This window comes from Methanocella conradii HZ254 (assembly GCF_000251105.1).
Lineage (GTDB): Archaea > Halobacteriota > Methanocellia > Methanocellales > Methanocellaceae > Methanocella > Methanocella conradii.
Map to the genome: position 1 here is coordinate 1,329,415 of NC_017034.1, position 25,179 is coordinate 1,354,593.

Sequence of the window (25,179 nt, forward strand, 5' to 3'; positions counted from 1 at the left end):
GTCCCAGAGCGCCGCCAGCTCATCAAACAGCCGCATGCCTACGCTTTTATCTTCTTGAGGCGGAACGTGTTCTCCCGCTCCATCTCCTCAAGCCTGAGCTTGATGAACTGCTCCGCCTCGAGCTGCTCCGGAATAACCTTAAACTCGAGGGCGTTGACCCGCCTCTTCGTCTTCTCGATGTCGTCCAGAAGCTTCTTCATGGCCGACTCGATCTCAGCGGATATGATTATCTGCTCAACAAGGCGCTCGTATGCCCGGGCGGCCTCGTCTATCCGCGAGCTCGTGTTGATGACGCCATAGCCCCGCTGAAGGATTGGCTTCTGGACCCCGGAAGACTCGATCTTGGGCACTATGACGCCCATCACGTTCTTGCTCTCGAGGCTGATCTCCGGCTTCTCGACCAGGGAAAAGGCGGCAGACCTCACGGCGACGTAGCCCTCCACCGCCCTGGCGATGGCCATCTTGGTCATGGCGTCGTCATAGCTCTTCACGAGCTCGCTGCGGGCGTTCTTCGCCTTCTCCATGATCTCGAAGAACTCAAGGATAAGGCCGTCCCGCTTCATCTTAAGGAGCTTATGCCCGCTGCGGGAGAGGACTATCTTCTTCTTAAGCTCCAGAAGCTCGGAGCGGGTTGGCTTTATGTTATCCTTAATGGCCATGAGCGCTCACCTTAGGCTGTAACCTTAACCGCTTTCCTCTTGGCCGGGTGGTACTTTTCGATGTACTTGTTATCGATCTTGTTGAGCTCGGTGATGGGCAGCGTTGCCAGGAGCTCCCACATGAGGTCGAGAGTCTGCTCGATGCTCCTGTCCTCTTCACGGCCCTGCCTGACGAACTTATCCTCGAACAGGTCTGCAAACTCCAGGAACTTCCTGTCCCTCTCCGAGAGCGCGTCCTTGCCGACGATGGCGACCAGCCCGCGCAGGTCTTTGCCCTCTGCGTACGCGGAGTAGCACTGATCGGACACGGCCTTATGGTCTTCCCTGGTCTTGCCAGCCCCGATGCCGAGGTTCATCAGCCTCGATAGCGATGGCGACACGTTGATTGGCGGGTAGATGCCCTTACGGTGCAGGTCTCTCGCCACCACGATCTGGCCCTCAGTGATATATCCAGTAAGGTCTGGTATCGGGTGGGTGATATCGTCACCGGGCATCGTGAGGATGGGCACCTGGGTAATGGAGCCCTTCTTGCCATGGATCATGCCAGCCCTCTCGTAGAGCGTGGCGAGGTCGGTGTACATGTAGCCTGGATAGCCGCGCCTGCCCGGAACCTCTTCCCTGGCCGCCCCTATTTGCCTCAGCGCCTCGCAATAGTTGGTCATGTCCGTGTAGATGACGAGGACGTGCATGTCATGCTCGAAGGCAAGATACTCAGCCGTTGTAAGGGCTAGACGCGGGGTGATGATGCGCTCGATTGCCGGGTCGTCGGCGAGGTTCATGAACACAACCGCCCTTTCGAGGGCGCCGGTCCTCTCGAAGTCCTGCATGAACGTCTGCGCCTCCTCAGAGGTTATGCCCATCGCGCAGAACACGACGGCGAACGGCTCGGTCGAGCCGACCACCTTCGCCTGCCTGGCTATCTGGAGCGCTATCTCGTTATGGGGCAGGCCTGCGCCAGAGAATATGGGCAGCTTCTGGCCCCTCACCAGGGTGTTCATGCCGTCGATGGTCGATATGCCCGTCTGTATGAAGTCCTTTGGCTGCGCCCGCGAGTACGGGTTGATTGCAGAGCCAACTATGTCCAGCCTCTTCTCAGGGATTATGGCCGGGCCGCCATCGAGCGGCTCGCCAGAGCCGGACAGTATCCTTCCGAGCATGTCCTTGCTGACTGGCATCTTTATCGTCTCGCCCAGGAACTTCACGCCGCTATCCCTGCTTATCCCGTCCGTGCCCTCGAAGACCTGGACGACCACGATGTCCTTGCTGGTGTCGAGCACCTGGCCCCTCTTAATGGTTCCGTCGGCTAGTTGTATCGAAACCAGCTCGTTATAGCTGACGGGCTCGGTCTTCTTGACAAACACGAGCGGTCCCGCTATCTCGCTAATCGTCTTGTACTCCTTCATTTATGCCGCCTCCAGCGCCTTGAACTCCGCCTTCATCTGCTCGTCAACGCCGGCCAGGTACTTCTCGAAGTCCGCCTCGAACTTGGCCTTTGCAAGGTCATTCTTTGACTTCAGCGCCAGGATCTTGGGCATCGGGACGCCCGCCGCCAGCGCCTTGCTAGCCAGCCTCCCAAACGTCAGGATCTCCTTCATCATCATGAACTGCTTCTTAAGGCTACAGTAAGTATCAACCTCGTGGTAAGCGTTCTGCTGCAAGAAGTACTCCCGTATCATTCTGGCAATCTCCAGCGTAAGCTGCTGGTCCTCAGGCAATGCATCGGAGCCTACTAGCTGCACGATTTCCTGAAGCTCGGATTCCTTCTGCAGAAGCTCCATGGCCTCAGCCTTTAGCGATATCCACTCGCTGCCTATGTTCTTGACGTACCACTCCTTCAGGCTATCCTGGTAGAGCGAGTAGCTGTTAAGCCAGTTGATGGCAGGGAAGTGCCGCCTCTGCGCAAGCTTGGCGTCGAGCGCCCAGAAGACCTTGACGATACGAAGGGTGTTCTGCGTGACCGGCTCGGAGAAGTCCCCGCCCGGCGGGCTAACCGCCCCTATCACCGAGACGCTGCCCTCCTGGCCCATGTTCGTGATGACCCTTCCAGCCCTCTCGTAGAACTGTGAGAGGCGCGCCGCCAGGTAGGCTGGATAGCCCTCTTCGCCGGGCATCTCCTCGAGACGGCTGGATATCTCCCTCATGGCCTCCGCCCACCTCGAGGTGGAGTCGGCCATTAATGAGACGCCGTAGCCCATGTCTCTGTAGTACTCCGCTATCGTAATGCCCGTGTAGACCGATGCTTCCCTGGCGGCTACGGGCATGTTAGAGGTATTCGCGATAAGCACCGTCCTGTCCATGAGCGGGTTGCCGGTCTTCGGGTCGGTCAGGTGCGGAAACTCGGTGAGCACCTCTGTCATCTCATTTCCGCGCTCGCCGCAGCCTATGTAGACCACTATCTCGGCGTCAGACCACTTGGCGAGCTGCTGCTGGGTGACCGTCTTACCGCTTCCGAACGGGCCGGGTATGGCCGCAGTCCCGCCCTTGGCGATGGGGAACAGGCAGTCCAGAATCCTCTGACCAGTGACCAGCGGGATGTCGGGCCTGAGCTTTTCCTTAAATGGCCTCGCCTTACGAACGGGCCACTTCTGCATTAGCTTCAGCTCGGTCCCATCGGCCAGGTGTCCGATGACATCATCTACAGTAAACTCGCCAGCCTTGATGTCCTTAATCGTAGTCTCGCCGACCAGGGGCGGGACCATGACCTTATGGACGATGGACTTCGTCTCGGGCACGGTGCCGATTATGCTCCCGCCCGAAACCCTGTCGCCCGCCTTCACAGTCGGCGTAAACTTCCACTTCTTCTCGTGAGAAAGGCCACTCGCCATGACGCCCCTCTGAATGAAGTCGCCCATCTTCTCCTTCAGGATGGGGAGAGGCCTCTGGATGCCGTCATAGATTGACGTCAAAAGGCCGGGGCCGAGCTCTACGGACAGGGGCATGCCCGTGTTCTCCACGGGCTCGCCTGGCCGGAGGCCTGACGTATCCTCATAAACCTGAATTATGGTCTTATCATCGGCGATCTCGATGACCTCGCCCATGAGACCCTCCTTGCCGACCTTGGCCACGTCATACATTCGGGCCTGCAGCCCTACAGCGGTGACGACAGGGCCGGCAACTCTGTATATTTCTCCAACTTGACTCACGATAAACACCCTTTTCGATTACAATGACATAGAGATCATTTCCACAGGTCCACGCCTATGGCGCGCTTGATCTTATCCCTGAGGCCGACCTCTTCACGGCCGCCAATTGCTATGAACGTCGGCTCCACCGACTCGTCAACGGTCTTCTGCAGCGCCGCGGGCAGCTTTTTCACGTCATCAGCGTGCAGGACTACGATGCCGACCTCCTCATCGTTCAGGCACTCCCTGACCCTCGCCTCAAGCTCCTTCGCGTCCGCCACGTCGTACGCCTTCCTCACGCCCGCAAGCCTGAAGCCCATGGTGAAATCGCTTTTTCCTATCACCGCTATCTCCATCATATCACCAGCTGGCTCTTGATGACCTCATCGCTGAGGCCTGACTCCTTACCCCTGGCGATTATACGAAGGTTATTAACCTCCGTATTCTTCCTCACGATGTAGCCCAGTATGGGCGTGACCGACAGGGGGTAGAGGTGCGATATCCTCTCGCCGTGGGCGATGAGCGCCTTCCTTAGCGCTATCTCGACCGGGTTGAGGGAGCCCGTCTCCTGGGACTTCTGCACGGCTCCTGATATCTCATCCCAATACGGGTACTCTTTTAGCATGCTCAGAAACTCGGCGTAGCTGGGCGCCTGCGCAAGCTTCCTCAGGCCATCAATATTAAACTTTGACCCTCCGGGTATCATGAAGGCCATTATCTTCTCGTGCTCGACGTTCTCCCGCTTTAGCCTGAATAGAGTTCGTAGGTTCACGAAGTCTATCTCGAGCCTTATAAAATTTATGAAGAGCTCATCTGCCTTCGTGCCCGGTATCTCCAGGGATAGCAGGTTCTCATAGTACGCCTTATCTAATGCATTCTCGAAGGCGGAGAGCAGGTGAGTCTTATTGTACTCGTCCATCGCCTCCATGAGCGGCTTGTAAAACATGGTGCCCGCCAGCCCTTCGACCACGTCTGCGATGGCGCTCTTGTGGATGAGGTCGTTAAGCTTCTGGAGGTCGATGCTTCCTGCCGGCACCAGCGTCTCCCGAATCTCATCCTCGGACGCGCCGAAGCTCTTGCCCCTCAGTATGGTCTTGATGTTCCACACGTCCCACCTGTTAAGGTAAGAGCCTATGAGGAGCTTGAGCTCTCCCTTGCAAAAGCCCATTATCTGGCCGAAATCCCTGGCGAGGTTCAAGTTCAGGGCGTGCTCCATGAGGTCGATGCCGCTGTACCTCGTGGCCAGCTCGTCGATCTCATCCTTATACTTGCTCTCGCCGATGAAGCGGCTTATCTCCGGGATGTCCATTTGCAGCAGCTTCAGGTAGGTCTCGCGGGGAAACAGGAAGGCCTTACGTGCCTTGACCCTGGTCGTCGCATAAGAGTAGTTACCCGAGCCAGCGCTTCGCCTGAGCAGCATGCCATCACCTTGAGCCAAAGAGTATGTCGGACACGCCTTTCACGTTGGCGGCCCACACCTCGTCCAGTATGGAGTCGAAGGTGTAGTCCAGGTTTACGCTGCCATCCACGCTGGTCACGACGATGCCCCCGATGCACTTGATGCTGCCGCCGTACTCGTAGCCCGAGCCCTTTACCAGCTCTGCATCGGTCGCATTAGCATATATCTTCCCCGTCGGCACCTCTTTCCTGGCCAAGTTTATGAGCTTATTTAATATATCAACTTTCTTTTCCTTTGGCAGGGCTGAAAGCCTCTTAACCACCTCGGAGCGCACATCTTCGAGCACGTCCTTCTCGGCGTTTAGCCTGGACTTTTTCACCTCGAGCTTTGCGCTCGATAGCTCCCTTTGCCTCATCTTAGATATGGCCTGATCCGCACGAGCCGCCTCGGCCTCGTACACCTTTTTGGCCTCTTCCTCGGCGTCCTTCTTGATGGAGGATGCCGCGGCCTGAGCCCTGGCAATTATTTCCCTGCACTCGGACTCGGCTTTATCTGAGATGCCCTTTACGACTCTGTCCAGTCCCATGACGTACACCTTTCAGAGCCGCTTACAGGAACATCAGCAGGATGGCAATGACAAGCCCGAATATGACTATGGTCTCAGGGATGACGGTGAATATCAAGGCCTGGCCGAATATCGTGCGGTCCTCTGCTATCGCTCCTACAGCGGCCGCGCCGATGTCCTTCTCCGCCATGCCCGAGGCTATGCCCGCTAGTCCAACCGCTAAACCTGCGCCTATTGCAACTAATCCATCAACTGGCATTGTTTAATCCTCCGTGTATTTTCTGATAAATCCAAATGGGTTGTATATCTTGCCCCCACCCTTGTAGAATTTCGTGAAGAACTCTACGTAATGCAACCTGAGCGCGTGTAATCCGGGGGCAATTATGCCTAGCACCAGGTTGATAGTGTGTCCAAGGGCGAACACGACCACCGCCCCAATCAGGCCGATAATTCCTCCGCCAGCCATCATGGAGGCCATCGTGTTGACCGCGAACGCTATCCCTACCGAGGACATGCCCACGGCGAGAAGACGCGTATAGGACAGCACGTTGCTCATAAGGGTAGGGATCTCGATTATGCCGAGGACCCCTTCGCCCATGAGAAGTAACGCCAGGCCGCCCACGAACATGACGGCACCGGCCAGGAATAACGGGTTTGCAGGGTTGAGGGCGCCTATCTGCTGGGATATCATGAGCGGGAAGACGTACCATAGCATCGCTACGCCGCCCAGCAATATCAATACCCAGCTTCCCTTATGGAGAATAGCCGTTTTCAGGCCGTGCTGCTTAAGCTCATTAGTGAAGCCGAAGGCGTAGCCTAGAATTATCTGGGCTATGCCTATCAGGCAGCAGAACACCAGCAGGTCTTTGATGCCGAACACGTACGAGCCATGCTCGAAGCCGCCCGGGAACAGCCTCTCCAGCGGTAGCGAGAACGGGCCTATTGGGCCTATGTGCACGCCTCTGGGATAGAACTCGGCTAAAGATACTCCCAGGAACCCTCCCCCATCTTCGACGGGCTTCGCCATGCTGAAGCCCAGGAACTCCCCGAAGATGAACCCGAAGAATATCGAAGAGATGCTACAGATTATCAAAGCGGTCGTGAGGATCTGGAAACCCTCAGAGTGCTTTAGCATGCGCTTTACCGCAAAGCCTAATATTAATAATAATAACCCGTACCCGATGTCCCCCAGGATGAAACCATAGAAGAGGGGGAACATGAAGAAGAAGACCGCCGTGGGGTCTATCTCGTCATACCTCGGCCTCGCATAAAGGTCGATGAATGCCTGTAGCGAGTACATCCACCTGGGGTTCGCATACTTTACCGGCGCGTCTATCTCATGATGTACGGCCTCTTGCTCCTCCATCTCTCTCGGATATGGCTTGTGCTCGGGCTCTACCGTGGTCACGTAGACCTTTTCGTCCGTAGCCTTCAGCAGGCCCTCCTTAAACTTCTCGTACTCATTCCTGGGCACCCACCCGTCTATGACGAAGGCGTTCTCCGATGTTGCGAACTTCAGCGGCGCCTCCGCCTTCTGGGTGTCTATGGTCAGGATCTCCTCTGATGCCAGGATGAACCTGGCGTACCTCTTATTTAGCTCCTGTATATCGTTATTTATCGATTGAAGCCTGGCAGCCAGTTCGGCCTTCCTGTTTTCAAGCGCTTTAGCTAGCGCTGACGGGTCGCCCGTCTCCCTTAAAGGCTCTATCTCTATAAAATCGTTCTTCAGCAGCGCTTCGTAGACTTTAGAGGACACGTCCCTGGGCACAAATATGGCAACGATGAGGTCTTTTCCATAGGGCGCTGAAAAAAGCCCATAATCTTCGGTTATCGCTTTTACTACTGGCTCGACGTCCTTCTGGACGGTGCCGACGAAAACGTTAACGCTCTCATAGCCATATAAAAGGTCGAGCGGAAGCCCGAGCACCTCATAGGGCTTTAGCGCCTCCTCCCGATGCGAGGCCTCCTTGATGCCCGCCTCGACGGCGCTCTTCTCATTCATCTTAGAGGTCAGCGTGGCCTCCAGGGTGGCAAGCTCCTGGTCAAGCTCCCTGGCGAGCTTCTCGCGCTTTTCCTTGAACTGGACGTCGTTCCTCGTGCCAAGGTAGCTTCGAATCGAGCGTAGCTTTAAAAGCTTCTCGGACAGCGAGGTGGCGTTCTTGAGGGGCTTCCCAATCTTGAAGTACTCTCCCTCTGCGGTGTAGTCCTCAATGTGGAGGATGTCCATGTCATGCAGGGCGTTTATGGTGGTCTCCATCACGTCTTTGGTGCCGACTATCAGGACCCTATCCATTCTTTGAGGCTCTAGCATTAACGTACCCCTCGAACTGCTTGATGAGATAGTCGGCCGCTGTGCCCACCTTCGCCATGGCCATTCTTTTTAGCTCTGAGGCGCGTCTTTCGCCTTCCGCTTTCCGGGCGTTAACCTCTTCCTGAACCTCGGCAGACGCCTTCTTAACCTTAGCGTCTGCTTCTTCGGCCGCCTTTTTTCTTGCCTCCTCGACGATGCCGGAGGCTTCCTTCCTGGCCGTGGCGATTATCTGCTTTGCTTCCTCTTCTGCCTTCGCCTTTCGGGCCCTTGCCTCCTCCTCGGCATTCTTCAGCTGCAATAGTATTTCTGCCCTGGACATATGATTCCCCTGAACACAGAATATCGTTACGATTTTAACGAGTTGCTTTCATAAAATATACTGCATCATTCTTAAACCTTTTTATTTTAATCATTTTTTATGTTAAGGGTTTAATATGGGGCGATAAGAATTATAGTAATAATCGACTTTGGTGAGAAACCTATTTATATGTGAACTAGGCAATATACTTCACAGCCGGAAGCCTACTTCCGGCTAAAAGTGGCGGGTTGGTGAAGTTATCACATGGCATCCGACAACATGAAAAAAATCGAGGATATCATCTCAAAAAACAGGATAAAGTATGTCGATTACAAGTTCATAGACGTTCCAGGCACCTGGCAGCACAAGACCCATCCAATCGCCGAGCTCACCGAGGACGTTTTCAAGTATGGCACGGGCTTCGACGGCTCGAGCATCCGCGGATTCCAGGGCATCGAGGAGAGCGACATGCTCCTCATCCCCGACGCGGAAAGCGCCTTCGTGGACCCGTTTATAAGGGAGCCTACGCTGTCCCTCATATGCGACGTTTACGACCCGGACGGCCTCAAGCCGTACTCGAGGGACCCGAGGTACATCGCCAGGAAGGCGGAGAAGTACATGGCATCTACCGGAATAGCTGACGCGGCCTACTTCGGCCCGGAGCTCGAGTTCTTCATATTCGACGACGTCCAGTTCGACGTCCTGACGCCCTACAAGGGCATGGGATACTCCATTAATTCAAACGAGGCCATATGGAACTCGAACCATAATAGCACACCAAATTTGGGCCATAGGCCGAGGTTCAAGGAAGGCTACTTCCCCGTGCCCCCGACCGACACCCAGACTGACATAAGGAACGAGATGGCGGAAACCATGATGAGGATGGGCATGAAGATAGAGCTACACCACCATGAAGTGGCCACGGCCGGGCAGGCCGAGATCGGCATCCGCTTTAACACGCTCACCAGGATGGCCGACCAGACCATGATGTATAAGTATGCAGTCAAGAACGTCGCCCTCAGGAACGGCAAGACTGCGACGTTTATGCCGAAGCCGCTATTCGGGGATAACGGGAGCGGCATGCACACCCACCAGAGCCTGTGGAAGGGTGGGGAGCCGCTATTCTTCGACAGGGACGGCTACGCCATGCTTTCGAGGACCGCTTTATACTATATCGGCGGCCTGCTAACCCACGCCCACTCTCTTCTCGCGTTCTGCAGCCCGAGCACGAACTCTTATAAGAGGCTCGTGCCCGGCTACGAGGCGCCGGTAAACCTGGTATTCTCGAGCAGGAACAGGAGCGCGGCGGTGCGCATCCCGATGTACTCGGATAACCCGAAGAGCAAGCGCATCGAGTTCAGGCCTCCTGACGGGACGTGCAACCCGTACCTGGCCTTCGCCGCCATGCTCATGGCAGGCCTGGACGGCATCCAGAATAAGATAGACCCCACCGAGGCGGGCTTCGGACCCATCAACAAGAACATATACCACCTTCCCGAGGAGGAAAAGAAAAAGATAAAGTCGGTGCCCGGCTCCCTTGACGAGGCGCTTGCCGCCCTTGAGAAAGACCACGATTACCTCACGAAGGGTGGCGTGTTCAGCGAGGAGTTTATCAACGCCTGGATTGAGTATAAGCGCACTACAGAGATAGACCCTGTGAGGATCAGGACCCACCCGTACGAGCTATACCTGTATTACGACGCTTAAGCCCTTTTTTATATCCTTGCTTGCGCTCATTATTGACATAAAATTTATAAGTGAATGGGCCGGATTGTAGCAAGGAGATATAAAATGGTGCTAGACAGCCTCGGGGCCTCGCTGAAGAGCGCGCTACAGAAGCTGGCCAACGCCGGCAAGGTCGATAAGGAAGTCATCGATGAGGTAGTGAAGGATATCCAGAGGGCCATGATCCAGGCCGACGTGAACGTGAAGCTGGTCATGAGGCTCTCCGGCCGCATCAGGGAGCGGGCGCTTACGGAAGCGCCCCCGCCTGGCATGGATTCCCGCGAGCACGTCCTGAGGATCGTTTACGCCGAGCTTGTGAATATCATTGGTAAGGCTACGCCTGTTGCGCTTGAGCCTCAGACAATCATGATGGTGGGACTGCAGGGCTCGGGCAAGACTACCACGACAGCGAAGCTGGCGCGCTACTTTGCCCGGAAGGGCCTCAAGCCAGCCGTGATTTGCGCCGATACCTACAGGCCAGGGGCTTATGACCAGCTTAGCCAGCTTTGCGCGAAGCTGGGCGTGACTTTTTATGGGGAGCGCGACAATAAGGACGCCGTGGCCATCGTCCGCAATGGGCTGAGGGAGACGGCGAAGTATGACGTTCGTATCGTCGATACGGCGGGCCGCCACGCCCTTGAGACTGGCCTCATCAAGGAAATGAAGGACATCGCGGCCCTGGCCAATTTTACCCACCGGTTCCTGGTGCTGGACGCTGCCATAGGCCAGCAGGCCAGCGAGCAGGCGAAGGCCTTTAACGATGCCGTGGGCATCACGGGCGTAATCATTACAAAGCTGGACGGCACCGCGAAGGGGGGAGGCGCCCTCTCCGCAGTCTCAGATACCAACACGTCGATAGCGTTCATAGGGGTGGGCGAGACTCCTGAAGGCCTGGAGCGTTTCGATCCCGACGGGTTCATCAGCAGGCTCCTCGGGATGGGCGACCTTAAGGCGCTCGTGGAGAAGGCCAACGAGGTGCTCTCCCAGAAGGACGTTAACGTCGAGAAGATGATGTCCGGCCGCTTCACTTTGAATGACATGTATGCCCAGCTCGAGGCCATCAATAAGATGGGGCCGCTTAAGCAGATAATGTCGATGCTTCCGCTGGGAGGCCTTGGGGCTAATATAACCGATGACGTGTATAAGATGACGCAGGATAAGCTTTTGAGCTATCGGATTATCATGGACTCGATGACTGAGGCGGAGAAGGAGGACCCGAAGCTTATCGGGAGCAGCCGTATCATGCGTATAGCGAGAGGCTCGGGGAGGTCGCCAGAAGACGTCCGGGAGCTCTTGAAGTACCATAAGATGATGCAGAAGGCCATGAAGGGCATGAAGGGCGGCCCGGGGAGGGCTAACCTTAAGAAGCTCATGAAGCAGATGAACATTAAGTAAGGAATTTTATGCGCTCTTTCGTGGTCGTTGCTCATAAGGCCGTCACTACGCCTTTTTCCTTGAATGACCTTCCTGGCGGCGCTGGCCGTATGGATATCGTTGCCAGGTGCGTTAACGCTTCGCTTTTCCTTTCTCATGGCATGCGTCGTGACGTCGATTTTTATGCGATTTTACTAGGTGAGCCGAACCCTCCCGTCACGATACGCTTTAATGGAGAGAGGGTGCGCTACCTGAGCCCTGATGAGCGGAGTGCCGCCTCCCTGATCAAGAAGGCGCTGGAGAGAGGCGCCCCTTCGAGTGGTGAGGATGAATCTACGCCTGGAGTCTATATCTCGAAGCGCTCTTTTGAGGATGTCATCAACGGCCTTGATGACGTTATTTACCTGCACGAGGATGGCGAGGACTTCCGGAATATTGAGCTTAAAGGCGATGAGGCCTTTGTGCTCAGCGACCACCAGAACCTTACGCCCGAGGAGGAGTCCGTCTTAGAAAAGAAGGGCGCCAGAAAGGCCAGCCTTGGAAAACGGCTATACCACGCCGATCATTGTATCGTCATAGTAAACCACGAGCTGGACATGCGCGAAAAATTAAAATGATCGCTTCTAAACGCCCTGCGCTTGAACGATCACGTTACGGGACCGCGGGCGGCTATCGAAATCGACCAGGACTATTTGCTGCCAGGTGCCAAGCATGAGACGGCCATTCTCAAAGGGGACGACAAGGCTCGGCCCGACCGTCGAGGCACGAACATGGGCATACCCATTACCATCGCCCCATGTGGCATCGTGGTCATAGCGGATTCCACGCGGGGCAAGCTTCTCCATCGCCCTGGGGAAGTCCTTGAGAAGGCCTGGCTCATACTCAATGGTGGTCACCGAAGCCGTGCTGCCCGGAACGAAGACGACGACGATGCCGCTCGACAGGCCGGAGGATGAAAGCGCATCCTGGACGCTCGATGTGATGTCAATCATGTCGTCATTACCCCTGGTTTGGAAGGACAGCGTTTTCGTTATGACCGCCATATTCACACCTTATATTAGTTCAACCTTTACGTTGCCGCTTTCATCGGCCTCCAGGAGCGCGGCGTTTCCAGCGGACGCCACGCCAGGGTTGACCACGATGGTCTCACCCATCCTCGAAACCCCCCTGTCCTCATGTATATGGCCGCACACTATGGCCTTAAACCTCGAGCCCATCTGGGCTATGGCCTCGCTGCCCACGTGGGCGCCGCTGGGTATCCTGTCCCGGCATCCCTTCGGAGGGGCATGCGAGATGAGTATTGCCGGCCCCTTCACGTCATTGAGCAGCCGCTCCAGCGCGCTCTTAATCTCGGCTTCCTGCAGCTCGAAAGGCGTGCCAAATGGCGTCGGGTTCGAGCCGCCAACCCCGATAAAAGTGACGCCACCGAGCCTTATCTTGTTCTCGTGCAGGTTGGCGTCCTCCCTGCGCAGCAGGTCCACGATATCCCTGGGGTCGCAATTCCCGGGAACGGCCAGTATTGGCCTGGGAAGCATGTCAATAAGCTCTTTTGCCTTCTCGGAGGGCCCGAACTCGGTCAGGTCGCCGGCGAGCAAAGTCCCATCGACGGCGCCCGCTTTACCCAGTATTTCCGGGACCAGGTCATATACGCTGTGAAAATCCGTGACAGCTAAAAATCTCATGATGCAAAATCGACCTTATACCTAAAAAAATTAACGTTCGGGCTCGAATTCAAGCTCGCCGGTAAAGACTGTTTCGGCGTCTCCTTCCATATACGCGATATCGTTCTCGAAGCTGACCAGGAGCTCCCCGCCCGCAGTCTTAACGATGGTTGAGTCACGGATCATGCCCAGGTGCCTTGCCACCGCTGCGGCCGCCACCGAGCCGGTGCCACAGCTAAGCGTCTCGCCCTCCACGCCCCGCTCATATGTCCTCACCCTCAACCCCCCCGCCTCCCTCTGGACGAAGTTCACGTTGGCGCCCTTCGGGAATATCTTATCGAACCTAATCTGGGGAGCCGCATCCATTAAATAAGGGTCCTCAAGCGAGTCCACGAAAATGACGGCGTGCGGCACGCCCGTGTTAACCGCCGAAACCTCGTAGCCGTGGAGCGGAACGTTGATGAACTCGCCGCGTCCCTGCGCAGGGATTTTCACGCGGTCAAAGAGGGGCTTACCCATGCAGACCTTGACGTGCGTCTTGCCCTCTGACACGCTGGTGGCCAGCTCGAGAACGCCGGCCATGGTCTCCACCCTCGTGTGGCCGGGCACTATGTAGCGCTGGTCGAGGGCGTACTTGGCAAAGCAGCGGATGCCGTTGCCGCACATCTCAGCCTCAGAGCCGTCCTCGTTGAAGATGCGCATCCTTAATGGAGCCCTGCCCGACTTGCTTAAGAAGATGACTCCATCTCCGCCAATGCCGAAGCGCCTGTGGCAATATTTCCTGGCGAAGGCGGCCTTCTTATCGTCGGGCACCACCGTGCCCTCGTATTCGTCTATTAAAATGAAATCGTTGCCGTTGCCCTGCAGCTTGGTGAACTTCAGGCTCATAACAATCTACCCGGTATAAGCTGATTATGCAATAGGTCATCATAAGTCTCACGCTTGCGGATGAGCTCTGCATGGCCATGGTGTACGAGCACCTCTGCACAGCGGGGCCTGCCCACGTACTGGGAACTCATGCAGTACCCGTATGCGCCAGCGTCCAGCAGGGCTATCACGTCGCCCTTACGGACGGCAGGGAGCCTCCTGTCCCTTGCCAGTATGTCTCCGCTCTCACAGACTGGCCCTGCGACGGTATACGTCCCCATGTTCTCCTCGCCCGCCCGGTTCGCGACGACCACCTCGTGGTAAGCGTCGTACATGGCGGGCCGGATAAGGGTGTTGAAGCCCGCATCCACTCCTATAAAGTTAGCGTAGGCCTTCTTAACCGTGTTGACGCGAGTGAGCAAGACAGTGGTATCGGCCACGATGTACCGGCCAGGCTCGAGGTGAAGCTCGGGCGAGATGCCGAGCTGTGCGCAGCGGTCCTTGAACGCCGGAATGATGGCGTCTGCCCAGTCCCTGGGCGTCGGCGCCCTGACGCCCTTCTGGTATGGAATGCCGAAGCCGCCCCCGATGTCCACGAACTCAAGGTTGATAAAGTCGCATATCTGGCCCACGAGGTCCATCATTCTATTCACAGCCTCAACATACGGGTCGACCTCGAGTATCTGGGAGCCTATGTGACAGTGGATGCCCACTGGCTTTACCCCGGGAAGGCCCTTCGCCTTCTTATAAATATCAACGATCTCCTGCCGTGGTATGCCGAACTTCGACGTCTTGAGGCCCGTGGCAAGCTTGGGGTGGGCGTTCGCGGAGATGTCAGGGTTGACCCTGAAGGCCACCCTGACCTCTTTCCCCAGGCCGTCCGCAATCCTTGATAAAGCCATCAGCTCATCATGCGAGTCTATGGATATCATGACGCCAGAGTTGACCGCGAACTCGAGCTCTTCATCGCTTTTTGAGTTGCCCGTGAATAGAATCTTTTGCGGTGGTATGCCGGCAAGGCGGGCGAGGTATACCTCCCCGCCGGAGAATGCGTCCGCGCCGGCGCCTTCCTGCGCCAGTATCCTCTGCACGACGATGCTATTGTTAGACTTGGCGGCGAAAAAGATATGCGCGCCCTTAAAGGCCTCTGCAAACCGGCGATAGTTATCTCTTAGCCGGTCCTCGCTGGTCACGTACAGCGGCGTGCCGTATTCATCGGCCAGCTTCACGGTATCCACGCCGCATATAAAGAGATGGTCATCCCTGACCTCAAGGTGGCCCGGTATCTCGAAGTCCCTCATAGCTTCTTCATCCTCTCGACGGCCTCTCTTATGCGCTCTACCGGCCTCGTCAGCGAGAAGCGCACGTAGCCCTCGCCATATTTCCCGAAGCCAACGCCTGGCGTGGCCACGATGCCCGCCTTATCCAGCAAGTACTTCGCATACTCGATGGAGGAGCGTTTTCCGGGAACGGGCGCCCAGACGTAGAACGTTGCCTTTGGCTTTTCAACCTCGATTCCCAGCGCCTTCAGGCCGACCAGAAGGGCATCCCGTCTCTCCTGGTATATCCTGCTCATCTTCTGCTTGAAGGCCTCAGAGTTTTTCAGCGCCTCTATGGCTGCGAGCTGTACCGCCAGGAACGCCCCGGAGTCCACGTTCATCTTGACCCTGCCCAGCCCCGCTACTATGTCCGCATTGCCTGCGGCAAACCCGATGCGCCACCCGGTCATGTTGGACGTTTTCGACAAAGAGTGAAACTCTATACAGCAATCCATGGCACCGGGCACCTCTAGAATGCTCGGCGCCCTATAGCCATCATAGGTCATCTCAGAGTACGCATTATCATGGACTATGATGATGCCATTATCATTTCCAAAATCGACCACCTCTTTAAAAAATTCCTTGCCTGCGGTGGCGGCCGTGGGATTATTGGGATAGTTTATGAACAGCATTCTTGACTTTTTTACTATGTCAGAGGGTAAGTGTAGGTCTGGCTTAAAGCCGTTTTCGGCCAGGAGGGGCAAGTCATAGGGCTTGCCATCTGCCAGGGTGGTGCCTATGCCATATACCGGGTATGCCGGGTTGGGGCAAAGAGTATAATCGCCCGGGTTTACGAAGGCCGCCGGTATGTGGGCGATGCCCTCCTTAGAGCCTATGAGCGTAATAATCTCTTTCTCCGCATCCAGCTTCACCCCGAACCTGTTTTTAAGCCATTCCGCAGCGGCATCCCTGAACACGGTGGAGCCCGAATACGAAGGATACTGGTGAGTCTCCGGGTCATGCGCCGCCTTGCAAAGGGCATCTATAACATACTCAGGCGTGGGAAGGTCGGGGTCGCCAACGCCAAGGTCTATGATGTCCACGCCTTCCTTTAGCTTTTGCTGCTTCGCCCTGTCCACCTCTGCGAATAAGTATGGGGGCAAAGAGTTGATCCTGTCAGCGTACTTAATCGTCACCTTAAACACTCCTGGATGAGTTGAGGCACTAGTAATAATGCCAAAGGTTATAAATAAATCTGCTTATCAGAAATTCGAAAGGTTTATCCTTGTTTCAAGTTATTGATGATTTTGTATGAGGCCTATTTTACAGGTTGCGCTTGACGAGGTGGAGCTTGAAAGGGCGGTGGCCATTGCAGTCGAGGCCGTAGCTGGCGGCGCCGATTACATAGAGGCGGGCACGCCGCTCATCAAGAGCGAGGGCATGAACGCGGTACGCACGCTCAGGGAGAATTTTAGGGACCACGTCATAGTTGCGGACATGAAGACCATGGATACCGGCGCCATAGAGGTGGAGATGGCCATCAAGTCTGGGGCGGGCATCGTGAGCATTTTGGGGGCCTGCGACGACTCGACAGTGGAGGATGCAGTCAGGTCGGCCAGGAAGTACGGGGGTAAGCTCATGGCTGACTTGATTAACGTGGGAGACGCCGTTTCCAGGGCTGTGAGGCTACAGGAGCTGGGGGTTGATATCATATGCGTTCACGTTGGCGTTGACCAGCAAATGGTGGGAAAGGACCCCCTGGATATCTTAAAAGAAGTGAGGAGTGCTGTGTCGATAGAGGTCGCCGTTGCAGGGGGACTGAATCCGGAGTCCGCTGCAAGTGCCGTCGCCCTCGGGGCGGGCATCGTGATCGTCGGCGGCAACATCATAAGGGCCAGGGATGTGACCGCTTCGGCCAGGCGGGTGAGGGAAAGCATCGACGCGGCGGGCAAGCAATACATCGTAAGCGAGAAGAAGGCCCGCGATGAGGAGATAAGAGAATTGTTCATGCAGGTCTCGACGCCGAACATCTCGGATGCCATGCATCGTGCGCCTGCCATGCGGGACATTAAGCCCCTCTATGAGGGCATTAAGATGGTGGGGCGTGCGGTGACCGTGCAAAACTTTCCGGGCGACTGGGCGAAGCCCGTGGAGGCCTCTGACGTCGCACAAAAGGGCGAGGTCATTGTCATCTACAATGGGAGTAATTATATTGCTCCCTGGGGCGAGCTGGCCTCGAGGGGGTGCCAGCAGAAAGGCATAGCCGGCGTGGTCATTGATGGGGCCATAAGAGACGTGGACGATATTAAAAGGATTAAATTCCCGGCCTTTGCCTCGGCGAGCGTGCCCAACGCGGGCGACCCAAAGGGCATGGGCGAGATCAACGTCGAGATAACCTGCGGGGGCTTAAAAGTGAGGCCCGGAGACTGGATAATCGGCGACGATAACGGCGTGATGGTGGTGCCCGCGGAGCGCGCCTACGAGGTGGCCCGCCGTGCGCTCGAGGTCAAAAAATCCGAGGATAGGGTTCGAGCCGAGATAGAGCGCGGCAAGACGCTGGCGCAGGTCATGGATCTCTATAAATGGGAGAAAAAGTAAGGCTTACCTTAAAGGCTCGGTTACGTTTACCCACAGGTGGCATTCCCTGTATGGGGCGGTCATGTTGCCGTCTATATAAAGCAAAAACTCCATTTTCATGTTCGTGCCGACATGGTCTGGCTTAACCTCTATCTTCTTCTCCCACGTCTGGTTGTCCCCCAGAGCTAGCCGCTCCGAGTATAGATTTGTAACGGATACGCTATCGTTGAGGCTTATCAATAAATCATAGGTCACATTCCTGTACTCGTGGTTTACCACCCCAACGATGACCGGCCTCCGGTCTCCGAGGACATACCTGGTTGGATAGTTATCCGCCTTGCCCTCAGGCCCAAGGATGTAGAACTCGGTGAACTTTTCGCCCTGCTTGGGGACCATTATCACGTAGGCGAGCGTGCAGATGGACAGCAGGATGGAAATGATTAATATAATGGTAAGAGCCCTATCAAGGGGCGTCTTGTCATCAAAAGCCTCCGACTTTATCTCCTCATAGGCTCTGGCAAAGTCTACGGTAAACCTATCCTCCTCGTCTAGCTCGTGCCTTCGCTTGTTGGCAACCAGGCAGCAGGCAATGGTAAATATGGTAAGGCACACAACGATTGGGTCGAGGCGTATTCCCCATGGCGTAAAGTTCAAGCCCAGCCCAATCAGGGGAGCCACGGCTATGCTCAACCCAAAAGACAGCGCAGCCCTCTCTATCCCATCGATATCCTTTTTGCCGGGGAAAAGGACAGCTATGAGAGAATAGCCGGGCACGAAGAGCACCATGGCAAGGCCAAGCGCAGCCCTCACGATGGTCTCATTTAATACAGGTATGTAGATAAACGCAAGCGTGATGATGACGAAGCCTATGACGAGCTTCAGGTCTAAAGCCATATCAACTATGAAGTCGCCCGGGGAAATGTCGATCTCGCCCATATCCTCTTTTCTGCTGAAAGCCAATGTAACCCCTCAAAACAGCCTAAAAGTCACCATAAGTGCCTTTCCAGTATCCTCCACCTTTTCAATCCTCACTTTTCTGCCGGTGCCGGATACGAGCATACACGCTATGGAGCTACAGATAGGACAGCCCATGCGGGTACATATCGCCGGGTCGGCTTTCCTTATTGAGTTGCATAGGCCAGCATTTGCCATATTGCGCATTAATACGGTCACCCTGTCCCCCTCATTAGAGACGCTTAAAGAGGCAAGCTCCATGCCATTCTCAAGGACGTCCTTTATCTCGCCCTCAAGACCCTCCCCGGTAAATACAGCCCCCATCTCGACCGCATTCCTGAAAAGCCCATAGCCTGGAGGCAGCAGGGATATGCCTTTCACGCTGCCCCGTGTATAAAAGACATCAACACCAGGGCTTATCCCGGAGACGTCCTCATCGCTCAGGCTAGAGGCCGGTATAAAGACTTTTATAGCTCCATCATTCCCAACCGGGGCGTAGATGCCTGGCTGGACAACCAAAAGCGAGGATAGCATGCTATTGAGAGAGAGAAGGTTGGATACCATCATAGAGTCACAAATGTCATCTCTAATATATGTATATGGGGAAAAGAAAAAGAGCATAATTGATAACAAAATTATGCTTATAGCGGATAAAGCCATAAGCATGGACATGGTCGAGCCATCATTCGTAGCCCACCACATTATCAAAAGGACAGCACCGAACAAGGCAAAAGCCATGGCTATCGAGGACATGCCGCCAGAGCGCATGAAGCCCTTAATCCTATTTTGCACGCTATCGGCCAACATGCCACCTCGGCCTTACAGGTATCCTGCCTTCATACAATACGCTTTCTGGCGTATCAGGGTTAAGAAGCAATGATGCCTTTATAGATTGCGCCCTCAGCTTCCTCAGCGCCGATTCAAGCAATGCCTTGCGTTCCACATCCAGGCCTCCGCTCGAGTCAAACAGGATAACAGATACGAAGTGCCCATGATACCTCGCGAGCCGTATGCCATTCATGAGGCTGAGAAGGCCCATCGAGAGGCCTGTCAAAATGATGAGATGGCAAGGCTCCTTCGATGCCCGGATGGCGGCCTGGATAGCCTGCATGAAGCCATCATAATTGCAATTGGCCGAGTAATTCCTTAGCGTCTCCTCCAGTATAGGCTTCAAGGTGCCATCTCCCATCTCTGATTCCAGGATTCGGCCAACTTCATAAAGCTCACTTGCAGAAACATACGTGGAAGAGCCCTGAGCCATACCTTCATCTATCATGCTAAGCCTCGACAGCGCATCCGATATGGACCTAAAATGCCCCCTGCCGCTCCCTTGCTTGAGGTGGTACTCGACTTTCGACCTGGAAAAGCATGCCAGACCAGCCCTTTCACCATCAGCCAGATGCAGGTTAATCAACGAGGAAGCTATAGCGAGTGGAAGCGCCACCCCGGCCTTGGTCGTCTGAGGCTGGCCGCCCAGGTCAACCAAAAAATATGATGGTAATATGCGTTCTGACTCGTACTCCCTTACGACGAGTCTTTGGGAACGCGAAGAAAGCGCCCAGTCAATGTTTTTGATATCATCCCCGGTCGCGTGCTCCCTTACGCGGGAAAAATCGCTGCCCCCACGACTTTCGGCGACACTATAGAACGTCCTCGAATAAATTTTATTGTGGCATATCCTATGCTGGAGAGAGGACATGCCTATCGGTATACGCACCTTAAGTAGCCTTTTCTCGCCGGCATCCGCCTCCCCCTTAAAAAATAATGAAGAGACGCATGCCTTAACCTGGCCAACAGAATGATCGCCTGGCGTCTCAGGGATTACATCCATGCTCACAGTTCGTCCCTCCCCCCTTCTCATCTCAATGCGTCCCAGAACCGTCTCTAGCGTGTCAGGGCCGCTAATGAACGGCTTCAGGCTTAATCTAAGGCCCGGAGCTCCCGCATATTCTGCTTTAAGAGCACAGGCGACGCTGCCGCCAGGAGGCACCTCAGAGCGAGATAGCCATGTGGATACGGAAAGGCCGTCATTTAGTGAGGCCAGAGCCCGCCTAAGCCTGTAAAAGTCCCATGCAATAAAGGCCATCATAGCGCCGGACACAGCATAAAATATAAGGCTACCTGTGATGAACGCAAGCGTCAGCAACACAAGAGCCGACACAAGCACGGCAAGGGCATTATCATTCAGTTCCATAGTCGATCAATACGGCACTTTAACTGTTGAGAGGAGGTCTTCAACTATATCCTGGGGCCGGACGCCTTCCTGCTCGTATTCTGGCTTAAGGATGAGCCTGTGATTAAATACCTTTGGCGCCAATTGCTTTATGTCATCGGGCGTGACGTATCCGCGGCCATTCAACGCTGCTACCGCCTTAGAGGCCTTAAGGAGGGAGATGGAAGCCCTGGGGCTGCCCCCCAGCAGCAATTTTTCGTGTTTCCTCGACGCCAGGACGAGGTCCTTAATATACTCCATTACCTTGACGTCTACGTAAACGCTTTTTACCATATCTATCATGGCTTTAACTTTTTCCTTATCGAGCGCTTTCTCAACGATGTCTGCCGATTCCAAGTTTTTTATCTTTAGTATGGTGAGCTCTTCGTCTTCCCTCGGATACTCCAGATTAATTTTAAACATGAAACGGTCAACCTGCGCTTCAGGAAGGGTGAAAGTGCCCGTTATGTCTATCGGGTTCTGGGTCGCTATGACCATGAAAGGCTCCTGCAGCGGGTATGAGACGCCATCTATTGAGACCTGCTTTTCTTCCATCGCCTCCAGTAGAGCTGACTGGATCTTAGGCGAGGCCCTGTTGATCTCGTCCACCAGTAGTATATTGGTAAAAATCGGTCCCCTGCGCACTCGAAATTCTCCACTTTTTTGGTCAAAAATGGACGAGCCTGTTATATCTGATGGCAGAATATCGGGCACGAATTGTATGCGCTTAAAGTCAAGCCCCATGGCAGTCGCAAAGGCCTTTGCGACTGTAGTCTTGGCCACGCCAGGAACTCCTTCAAGCAGGATATTGCCCTCAGCCAGGAGCGCCGTGAAAATATCCATTATCAATGATTCCTTGCCTATTATTGCCCGCCTCATCTGGCCCATGACAGAGCTTACCATCAAATTAAAGCCCGTAAAATCCATACTCGTCTTTTCATTTATTTCGATAGCCATGTTTATCCCCATAAAGCCCGTTCTTCGGTCCATTGATACTTTTATTATTGGCTAAACGCTTTATCATCCTACCTATCCGTTCCTTAAACGCCACGGCGAGCGTAAATGCAATGGTAATCGCCATAGCCACAAGCTGAGCTGCAAGGTCATACCTGAGCATATAATAGATGCTGCCGAGCGGCGTCATGCCATGGCCATGCGAGACGTCTACCCATACGCTACCAGCGAGAAGCTGTTTTAGCAATGCCCGGTTATCGCCTTTACCAAGCATGCTATTTATAAATATATCAGCATCGCTAAATACTAGTAGCTTGCCATTGCCGTAGTCACAGCTAGCAGCCACAGGATAAACGCCTGTCCGCTCGCCGTCATCGAGCATAGAATCATGGTTGAGGTCTAGCCAAGCATAGCGAGACGTGGAAGCGATAACCCGGGCATCACCTGTGACGTTGAGCGCGGCAGGGTGGTTCAACACAAGTGAGCTGACATTTCTCGTAAAAGGCGTCTCCGAAACGTCAGATATGATCGGAAAAGTCATGTTAACATAGTAATTTTCATGCTGGCAAAGAGGGACAGAATTTATGGATATGGGGGAAGATATCGCATGAAGCATGCTATTAGAGGCCCCAAAATCGTCCATGACCACAACCGTCCCTCCTCGGCTGAGAAACGATGAGACCTCCAATGATTCATCATAATTATAATTATTGGCGGGCCCTATGATGAGCAGGGTATCGACGCCGCCCTTATCGGATAGGCTGGAAAGACTATAGAGCGGCCTCGCGCCAACTTCGCTTGATAGGGCATAAAGCCCATTCCATGAGGGATTGGTCATGGCGAAGTCAGCTTCCGAGAAGAAGAACCTGGCCGACAGGACGGCTATCGCTATAAGGCAAACGATGGAGACGAGAGCCGTGGCCTTTTTCATCTAGCCTCATCACCTCGTGGCATATCATGTATCTCTTTTATGTATTGTATCGTCGCGTCAATCTCTATGCCCGTCAAAGGCACGTTTGCATATATGGCCTTCTCGTAGAGGCTGACGACGCCCTTTAATTGCTCCGAGGCTGAAGGCAGCCTTTCGACCGCGTAACGATAAAGCTCATTATGAGTCGTCGAGCCATCGAGCTTAATGCCATGGCTTGATAAGACCTCTCGCAGGAGGACATAGGCCTGTGTCATCGCCCGCCTCTGATCAGAATAGCTAAGGCTATGGATTCTTGCCACCTCATCTTCAATGCTAATAGAGGATTTAGCCGGCATTGTGGGGACGGACACCTCGACGGGCGCGGGCGGAGTTTCGGCTGCCTTTTGGGGCTTAGGCGCCACATATCTCATGTATCCAAAGACCGCGGCTACCGCTATTAATGGCAATATAACCATTACTCCGGCTACAATCGGCGCATCATATGGCAGCATGAGCACGCTGGCCGCGTAGAGCACTTTCGAAGAATCAGGGTCCATAACCTGGACCGAGGATAGGCCCGCAGCCTCTTCGCCCGTCACATTGCATGAGATGTTAAAACCTCCATTCGATCCGGTCACAACCGCCAGGCATGGCCCATCGAATATGCTTACAGCTAGCGCCTTGCCAGCTATCGGCATGCCATCATCCGTCAGCAGCGTTCCGTTAAGGCGTATGGCATCGCCGCGGAACGCTAACATGGGGACACCATCCATCGATAAGCGTGGCTCGCCGGCGTGAAAAATCGTCGATAGAGGCGTGCTATTCGTGGCGGCGATAGCCCTGCCCTGCCCGGGGTTAAAGGCCGCATAAAGCGTATGCGTGCCTGGCGACACATCACATGGGACAGGTAGCATCCCGCTAAAGCTTCCATCATCGCTGGTCGTATAATTACTTAAAAAGTCCTCATCAGCGTAGAGCGAGACGACCGCATCCGCCACAGGAACGCCTTTACTGGCCATGAGAGAACCAGATATACGGCATGTGCCCCCAATCATGATATAGCCTGGAGCGTCAAGGGATAAAAGCGCCGGCGTCGTGAGAACGCTTAGCTCCTCAGACGAGGCCGACGCATTCAACAGGATGTCATTCCCTTTTCTAATATAGCTTGCATTAACGGGATGCGAGCCCGACGCCGTATACGGTCCTACCTTCATGGTATGAGCATACGTGCCATTCCTGTCAGTTATAGCAGAGCCGGAAAAATCGCTGAATGACAATATGATCCGCCTGCCAGGCACTGGCTGGCCTTTAGCCGTCAACGTGCCGGTCACGTTTACGCGCTCCCCGAACGAGACGGCTTCCTTATCGATCTTGATGGTCAACGCTGGACCGGCGCCCTCAACCTCTAGCTCTACATAGTTACTGACCACCAGCGACCCTGAAGATAGCGCGCACTCCGAATGCGCAAATATCCGGTCACATGATACGTTAACTGGCACAACGTATACGATAGGCCCCTCGCCAGCATCGCCAGTGACACACTCTCCGGCAAGCCTGCCATCTACATATAGCTTGACGCCCTCGCCGGGCATCGGCGTCCCATTCTCATCTCTCAAAACAACCCTGAAAGTGACCTCATCGCCGACCGAAGCCCGCAAGCGATCCGAGTATAAAGAAAGGGCAGGGCCATGCCCGATGCTCACGTTCTGGTATGAGGCGTTGACCATGTACATGTACCTATCAAGGCCGCTCAACGAGGCATCAAGGCCTCCCGTGTAGATGCCCTGGCCGGCCAGTATGCTATCCACTATCGAGGCGTTACGCCTAAGCTGCTCATAGGATGATGATAAGCTGGCATAGCTTTCCCGCGCTTTTGCCGCATACAGGCTGGCGCTGGCCGTATCCCCGGCTGATAATGACTCGCTATACCCGACGATGCTAATATTATAAGCCTCGCCTTTCTCTATTATCGCCCTTACCGCGTCATGAGTCAAATTCATCTCTTCCGAAATGGCCGCATAATCGGCCGTGGACAGGTTTAGCTGCCATAAAAGCTCGCCAAATTCATCGAATGATGCAGAGAACCTGGAGTACGCAGCCTTAGCCTCAGAATAATTGCCTTCATTAAGGGCTGCCGATATGTCGTTGATGCGCGCCATCATGCCCTCCAGGATGGACTCGACCTGCGACTCCGCTTTCTGGCCGCGACTGGGCAGCAGGGCATCCGGATTCTCATGAATGGCCTGGCCGCATGCCTGAGGGCATAACAACAATAACGCGAATATCGCTGAACAAATTACTTTTATCGTACATAGATTAAAGCCACTCATAG

Annotated in this window: 24 protein-coding genes; 4 read left to right on the plus strand and 20 right to left on the minus strand. The window is 54.8% G+C overall.

Features of this window, described 5'->3' with window-relative positions; genetic code table 11:
- Window positions 1-38: 38 nt before the first annotated feature.
- The 9 genes from MTC_RS06940 to MTC_RS06980 are packed head-to-tail and all read right to left on the minus strand — an operon-like array spanning window position 39 to window position 8,375.
- A complete protein-coding gene (locus MTC_RS06940; RefSeq protein ID WP_014405985.1) occupies window positions 39-659 on the minus strand; it encodes a V-type ATP synthase subunit D in 621 nt (206 codons plus the stop codon).
- 11 nt (window positions 660-670) lie between these two features.
- Window positions 671-2,062, minus strand: coding sequence for an ATP synthase subunit B (locus tag MTC_RS06945; protein ID WP_014405986.1), 1,392 nt, complete (start codon window positions 2,060-2,062; stop codon window positions 671-673).
- Window positions 2,063-3,802 (minus strand): ATP synthase subunit A, encoded by a 1,740-nt coding sequence (locus MTC_RS06950; protein WP_014405987.1) that lies wholly within the window; start codon window positions 3,800-3,802, stop codon window positions 2,063-2,065.
- Between the two features lie 35 nt (window positions 3,803-3,837).
- Window positions 3,838-4,137, minus strand: coding sequence for a V-type ATP synthase subunit F (locus tag MTC_RS06955; protein WP_048189131.1), 300 nt, complete (start codon window positions 4,135-4,137; stop codon window positions 3,838-3,840).
- Entirely contained in the window at window positions 4,137-5,201 is a 1,065-nt protein-coding gene (locus tag MTC_RS06960; RefSeq protein ID WP_014405989.1) for a V-type ATP synthase subunit C, read from the minus strand. Before MTC_RS06960 ends, MTC_RS06955 begins: the two co-directional genes overlap by 1 nt.
- A gap of 4 nt (window positions 5,202-5,205) precedes the next feature.
- Window positions 5,206-5,766 carry a V-type ATP synthase subunit E gene (locus MTC_RS06965; protein ID WP_014405990.1) on the minus strand — a complete coding sequence of 187 codons (561 nt, stop codon included), beginning with the start codon at window positions 5,764-5,766 and terminating at the stop codon, window positions 5,206-5,208.
- Window positions 5,767-5,788: 22 nt separating this feature from the next.
- Entirely contained in the window at window positions 5,789-6,004 is a 216-nt protein-coding gene (locus MTC_RS06970) for an A-type ATP synthase subunit K (protein ID WP_014405991.1), read from the minus strand.
- 3 nt (window positions 6,005-6,007) lie between these two features.
- A complete protein-coding gene (locus tag MTC_RS06975; RefSeq protein WP_014405992.1) occupies window positions 6,008-8,056 on the minus strand; it encodes a V-type ATP synthase subunit I in 2,049 nt (682 codons plus the stop codon).
- A complete protein-coding gene (locus tag MTC_RS06980) occupies window positions 8,031-8,375 on the minus strand; it encodes a hypothetical protein (protein ID WP_014405993.1) in 345 nt (114 codons plus the stop codon). Before MTC_RS06980 ends, MTC_RS06975 begins: the two co-directional genes overlap by 26 nt.
- A 243-nt stretch (window positions 8,376-8,618) precedes the next feature.
- On the opposite strand from MTC_RS06980, the gene glnA reads away from it, so the two are divergent.
- From glnA to trmY, 3 genes are all read left to right on the plus strand, one after another.
- On the plus strand, window positions 8,619-10,061 hold the full coding sequence (glnA, locus tag MTC_RS06985) for a type I glutamate--ammonia ligase (protein WP_014405994.1): 1,443 nt from the start codon (window positions 8,619-8,621) through the stop codon (window positions 10,059-10,061).
- 84 nt (window positions 10,062-10,145) lie between these two features.
- Entirely contained in the window at window positions 10,146-11,474 is a 1,329-nt protein-coding gene (locus tag MTC_RS06990) for a signal recognition particle protein Srp54 (protein WP_014405995.1), read from the plus strand.
- An 8-nt stretch (window positions 11,475-11,482) separates the two neighbouring features.
- Window positions 11,483-12,070, plus strand: a complete 588-nt coding sequence (trmY, locus tag MTC_RS06995; protein WP_014405996.1) for a tRNA (pseudouridine(54)-N(1))-methyltransferase TrmY — start codon at window positions 11,483-11,485, stop codon at window positions 12,068-12,070.
- Window positions 12,071-12,076: 6 nt separating this feature from the next.
- On the opposite strand, the gene MTC_RS07000 is transcribed toward trmY, so the two are convergent.
- The 5 genes from MTC_RS07000 to MTC_RS07020 are packed head-to-tail and all read right to left on the minus strand — an operon-like array spanning window position 12,077 to window position 16,436.
- Window positions 12,077-12,496 (minus strand): secondary thiamine-phosphate synthase enzyme YjbQ, encoded by a 420-nt coding sequence (locus tag MTC_RS07000; RefSeq protein ID WP_014405997.1) that lies wholly within the window; start codon window positions 12,494-12,496, stop codon window positions 12,077-12,079.
- 9 nt (window positions 12,497-12,505) lie between these two features.
- Complete coding sequence (locus tag MTC_RS07005; RefSeq protein ID WP_014405998.1) at window positions 12,506-13,135, minus strand: metallophosphoesterase family protein; 630 nt, start codon at window positions 13,133-13,135, stop codon at window positions 12,506-12,508.
- 30 nt (window positions 13,136-13,165) lie between these two features.
- Window positions 13,166-14,002, minus strand: a complete 837-nt coding sequence (dapF, locus tag MTC_RS07010) for a diaminopimelate epimerase (RefSeq protein WP_014405999.1) — start codon at window positions 14,000-14,002, stop codon at window positions 13,166-13,168.
- Complete coding sequence (lysA, locus tag MTC_RS07015) at window positions 13,999-15,282, minus strand: diaminopimelate decarboxylase (RefSeq protein WP_014406000.1); 1,284 nt, start codon at window positions 15,280-15,282, stop codon at window positions 13,999-14,001. Before lysA ends, dapF begins: the two co-directional genes overlap by 4 nt.
- The gene (locus tag MTC_RS07020; RefSeq protein ID WP_014406001.1) at window positions 15,279-16,436 is read right to left on the minus strand and encodes an LL-diaminopimelate aminotransferase; all 1,158 of its coding nucleotides are present in this window, start codon (window positions 16,434-16,436) and stop codon (window positions 15,279-15,281) included. Before MTC_RS07020 ends, lysA begins: the two co-directional genes overlap by 4 nt.
- 115 nt (window positions 16,437-16,551) lie before the next feature.
- Here MTC_RS07020 and hxlA point away from each other — a divergent pair, with 115 nt between their 5' ends.
- The gene (hxlA, locus tag MTC_RS07025; protein WP_014406002.1) at window positions 16,552-17,838 is read left to right on the plus strand and encodes a 3-hexulose-6-phosphate synthase; all 1,287 of its coding nucleotides are present in this window, start codon (window positions 16,552-16,554) and stop codon (window positions 17,836-17,838) included.
- Between the two features lie 3 nt (window positions 17,839-17,841).
- Here the strand turns inward: hxlA and MTC_RS07030 are convergent, their stop codons facing one another.
- From MTC_RS07030 to MTC_RS07055, 6 genes are read right to left on the minus strand one after another with little or no spacing between them, the layout of a single operon-like run.
- Window positions 17,842-18,753, minus strand: a complete 912-nt coding sequence (locus MTC_RS07030; protein WP_014406003.1) for a DUF1616 domain-containing protein — start codon at window positions 18,751-18,753, stop codon at window positions 17,842-17,844.
- A gap of 33 nt (window positions 18,754-18,786) precedes the next feature.
- Window positions 18,787-19,578 (minus strand): hypothetical protein, encoded by a 792-nt coding sequence (locus tag MTC_RS07035; protein WP_143767101.1) that lies wholly within the window; start codon window positions 19,576-19,578, stop codon window positions 18,787-18,789.
- A complete protein-coding gene (locus MTC_RS07040; RefSeq protein ID WP_014406005.1) occupies window positions 19,565-20,965 on the minus strand; it encodes a DUF58 domain-containing protein in 1,401 nt (466 codons plus the stop codon). Before MTC_RS07040 ends, MTC_RS07035 begins: the two co-directional genes overlap by 14 nt.
- 6 nt (window positions 20,966-20,971) lie before the next feature.
- Window positions 20,972-21,940, minus strand: a complete 969-nt coding sequence (locus tag MTC_RS07045) for an AAA family ATPase (protein ID WP_014406006.1) — start codon at window positions 21,938-21,940, stop codon at window positions 20,972-20,974.
- Window positions 21,921-22,868 carry a DUF4350 domain-containing protein gene (locus MTC_RS07050; protein WP_014406007.1) on the minus strand — a complete coding sequence of 316 codons (948 nt, stop codon included), beginning with the start codon at window positions 22,866-22,868 and terminating at the stop codon, window positions 21,921-21,923. Before MTC_RS07050 ends, MTC_RS07045 begins: the two co-directional genes overlap by 20 nt.
- Window positions 22,865-25,117 carry a DUF4129 domain-containing protein gene (locus MTC_RS07055; protein WP_048189133.1) on the minus strand — a complete coding sequence of 751 codons (2,253 nt, stop codon included), beginning with the start codon at window positions 25,115-25,117 and terminating at the stop codon, window positions 22,865-22,867. The genes MTC_RS07050 and MTC_RS07055 overlap by 4 nt, the downstream gene beginning before the upstream one ends.
- Window positions 25,118-25,179: the final 62 nt, after the last annotated feature.

What these genes read in the sequence shown, in the direction of transcription:
- MTC_RS06940 (WP_014405985.1), bottom strand. Translation starts at nt 659, where the DNA reads ATGGCCATTAAGGATAACATAAAGCCAACCCGCTCCGAGCTTCTGGAG.
- MTC_RS06945 (WP_014405986.1), bottom strand. Translation starts at nt 2,062, where the DNA reads ATGAAGGAGTACAAGACGATTAGCGAGATAGCGGGACCGCTCGTGTTT.
- MTC_RS06955 (WP_048189131.1), bottom strand. Translation starts at nt 4,137, where the DNA reads ATGGAGATAGCGGTGATAGGAAAAAGCGATTTCACCATGGGCTTCAGG.
- MTC_RS06960 (WP_014405989.1), bottom strand. Translation starts at nt 5,201, where the DNA reads ATGCTGCTCAGGCGAAGCGCTGGCTCGGGTAACTACTCTTATGCGACG.
- MTC_RS06965 (WP_014405990.1), bottom strand. Translation starts at nt 5,766, where the DNA reads ATGGGACTGGACAGAGTCGTAAAGGGCATCTCAGATAAAGCCGAGTCC.
- MTC_RS06970 (WP_014405991.1), bottom strand. Translation starts at nt 6,004, where the DNA reads ATGCCAGTTGATGGATTAGTTGCAATAGGCGCAGGTTTAGCGGTTGGA.
- MTC_RS06975 (WP_014405992.1), bottom strand. Translation starts at nt 8,056, where the DNA reads ATGCTAGAGCCTCAAAGAATGGATAGGGTCCTGATAGTCGGCACCAAA.
- MTC_RS06980 (WP_014405993.1), bottom strand. Translation starts at nt 8,375, where the DNA reads ATGTCCAGGGCAGAAATACTATTGCAGCTGAAGAATGCCGAGGAGGAG.
- glnA (WP_014405994.1), top strand. Translation starts at nt 8,619, where the DNA reads ATGGCATCCGACAACATGAAAAAAATCGAGGATATCATCTCAAAAAAC.
- MTC_RS06990 (WP_014405995.1), top strand. Translation starts at nt 10,146, where the DNA reads ATGGTGCTAGACAGCCTCGGGGCCTCGCTGAAGAGCGCGCTACAGAAG.
- trmY (WP_014405996.1), top strand. Translation starts at nt 11,483, where the DNA reads ATGCGCTCTTTCGTGGTCGTTGCTCATAAGGCCGTCACTACGCCTTTT.
- MTC_RS07000 (WP_014405997.1), bottom strand. Translation starts at nt 12,496, where the DNA reads ATGGCGGTCATAACGAAAACGCTGTCCTTCCAAACCAGGGGTAATGAC.
- MTC_RS07005 (WP_014405998.1), bottom strand. Translation starts at nt 13,135, where the DNA reads ATGAGATTTTTAGCTGTCACGGATTTTCACAGCGTATATGACCTGGTC.
- dapF (WP_014405999.1), bottom strand. Translation starts at nt 14,002, where the DNA reads ATGAGCCTGAAGTTCACCAAGCTGCAGGGCAACGGCAACGATTTCATT.
- lysA (WP_014406000.1), bottom strand. Translation starts at nt 15,282, where the DNA reads ATGAGGGACTTCGAGATACCGGGCCACCTTGAGGTCAGGGATGACCAT.
- hxlA (WP_014406002.1), top strand. Translation starts at nt 16,552, where the DNA reads ATGAGGCCTATTTTACAGGTTGCGCTTGACGAGGTGGAGCTTGAAAGG.
- MTC_RS07030 (WP_014406003.1), bottom strand. Translation starts at nt 18,753, where the DNA reads ATGGGCGAGATCGACATTTCCCCGGGCGACTTCATAGTTGATATGGCT.
- MTC_RS07035 (WP_143767101.1), bottom strand. Translation starts at nt 19,578, where the DNA reads ATGTTGGCCGATAGCGTGCAAAATAGGATTAAGGGCTTCATGCGCTCT.
- MTC_RS07040 (WP_014406005.1), bottom strand. Translation starts at nt 20,965, where the DNA reads ATGGAACTGAATGATAATGCCCTTGCCGTGCTTGTGTCGGCTCTTGTG.
- MTC_RS07045 (WP_014406006.1), bottom strand. Translation starts at nt 21,940, where the DNA reads ATGGCTATCGAAATAAATGAAAAGACGAGTATGGATTTTACGGGCTTT.
- MTC_RS07050 (WP_014406007.1), bottom strand. Translation starts at nt 22,868, where the DNA reads ATGAAAAAGGCCACGGCTCTCGTCTCCATCGTTTGCCTTATAGCGATA.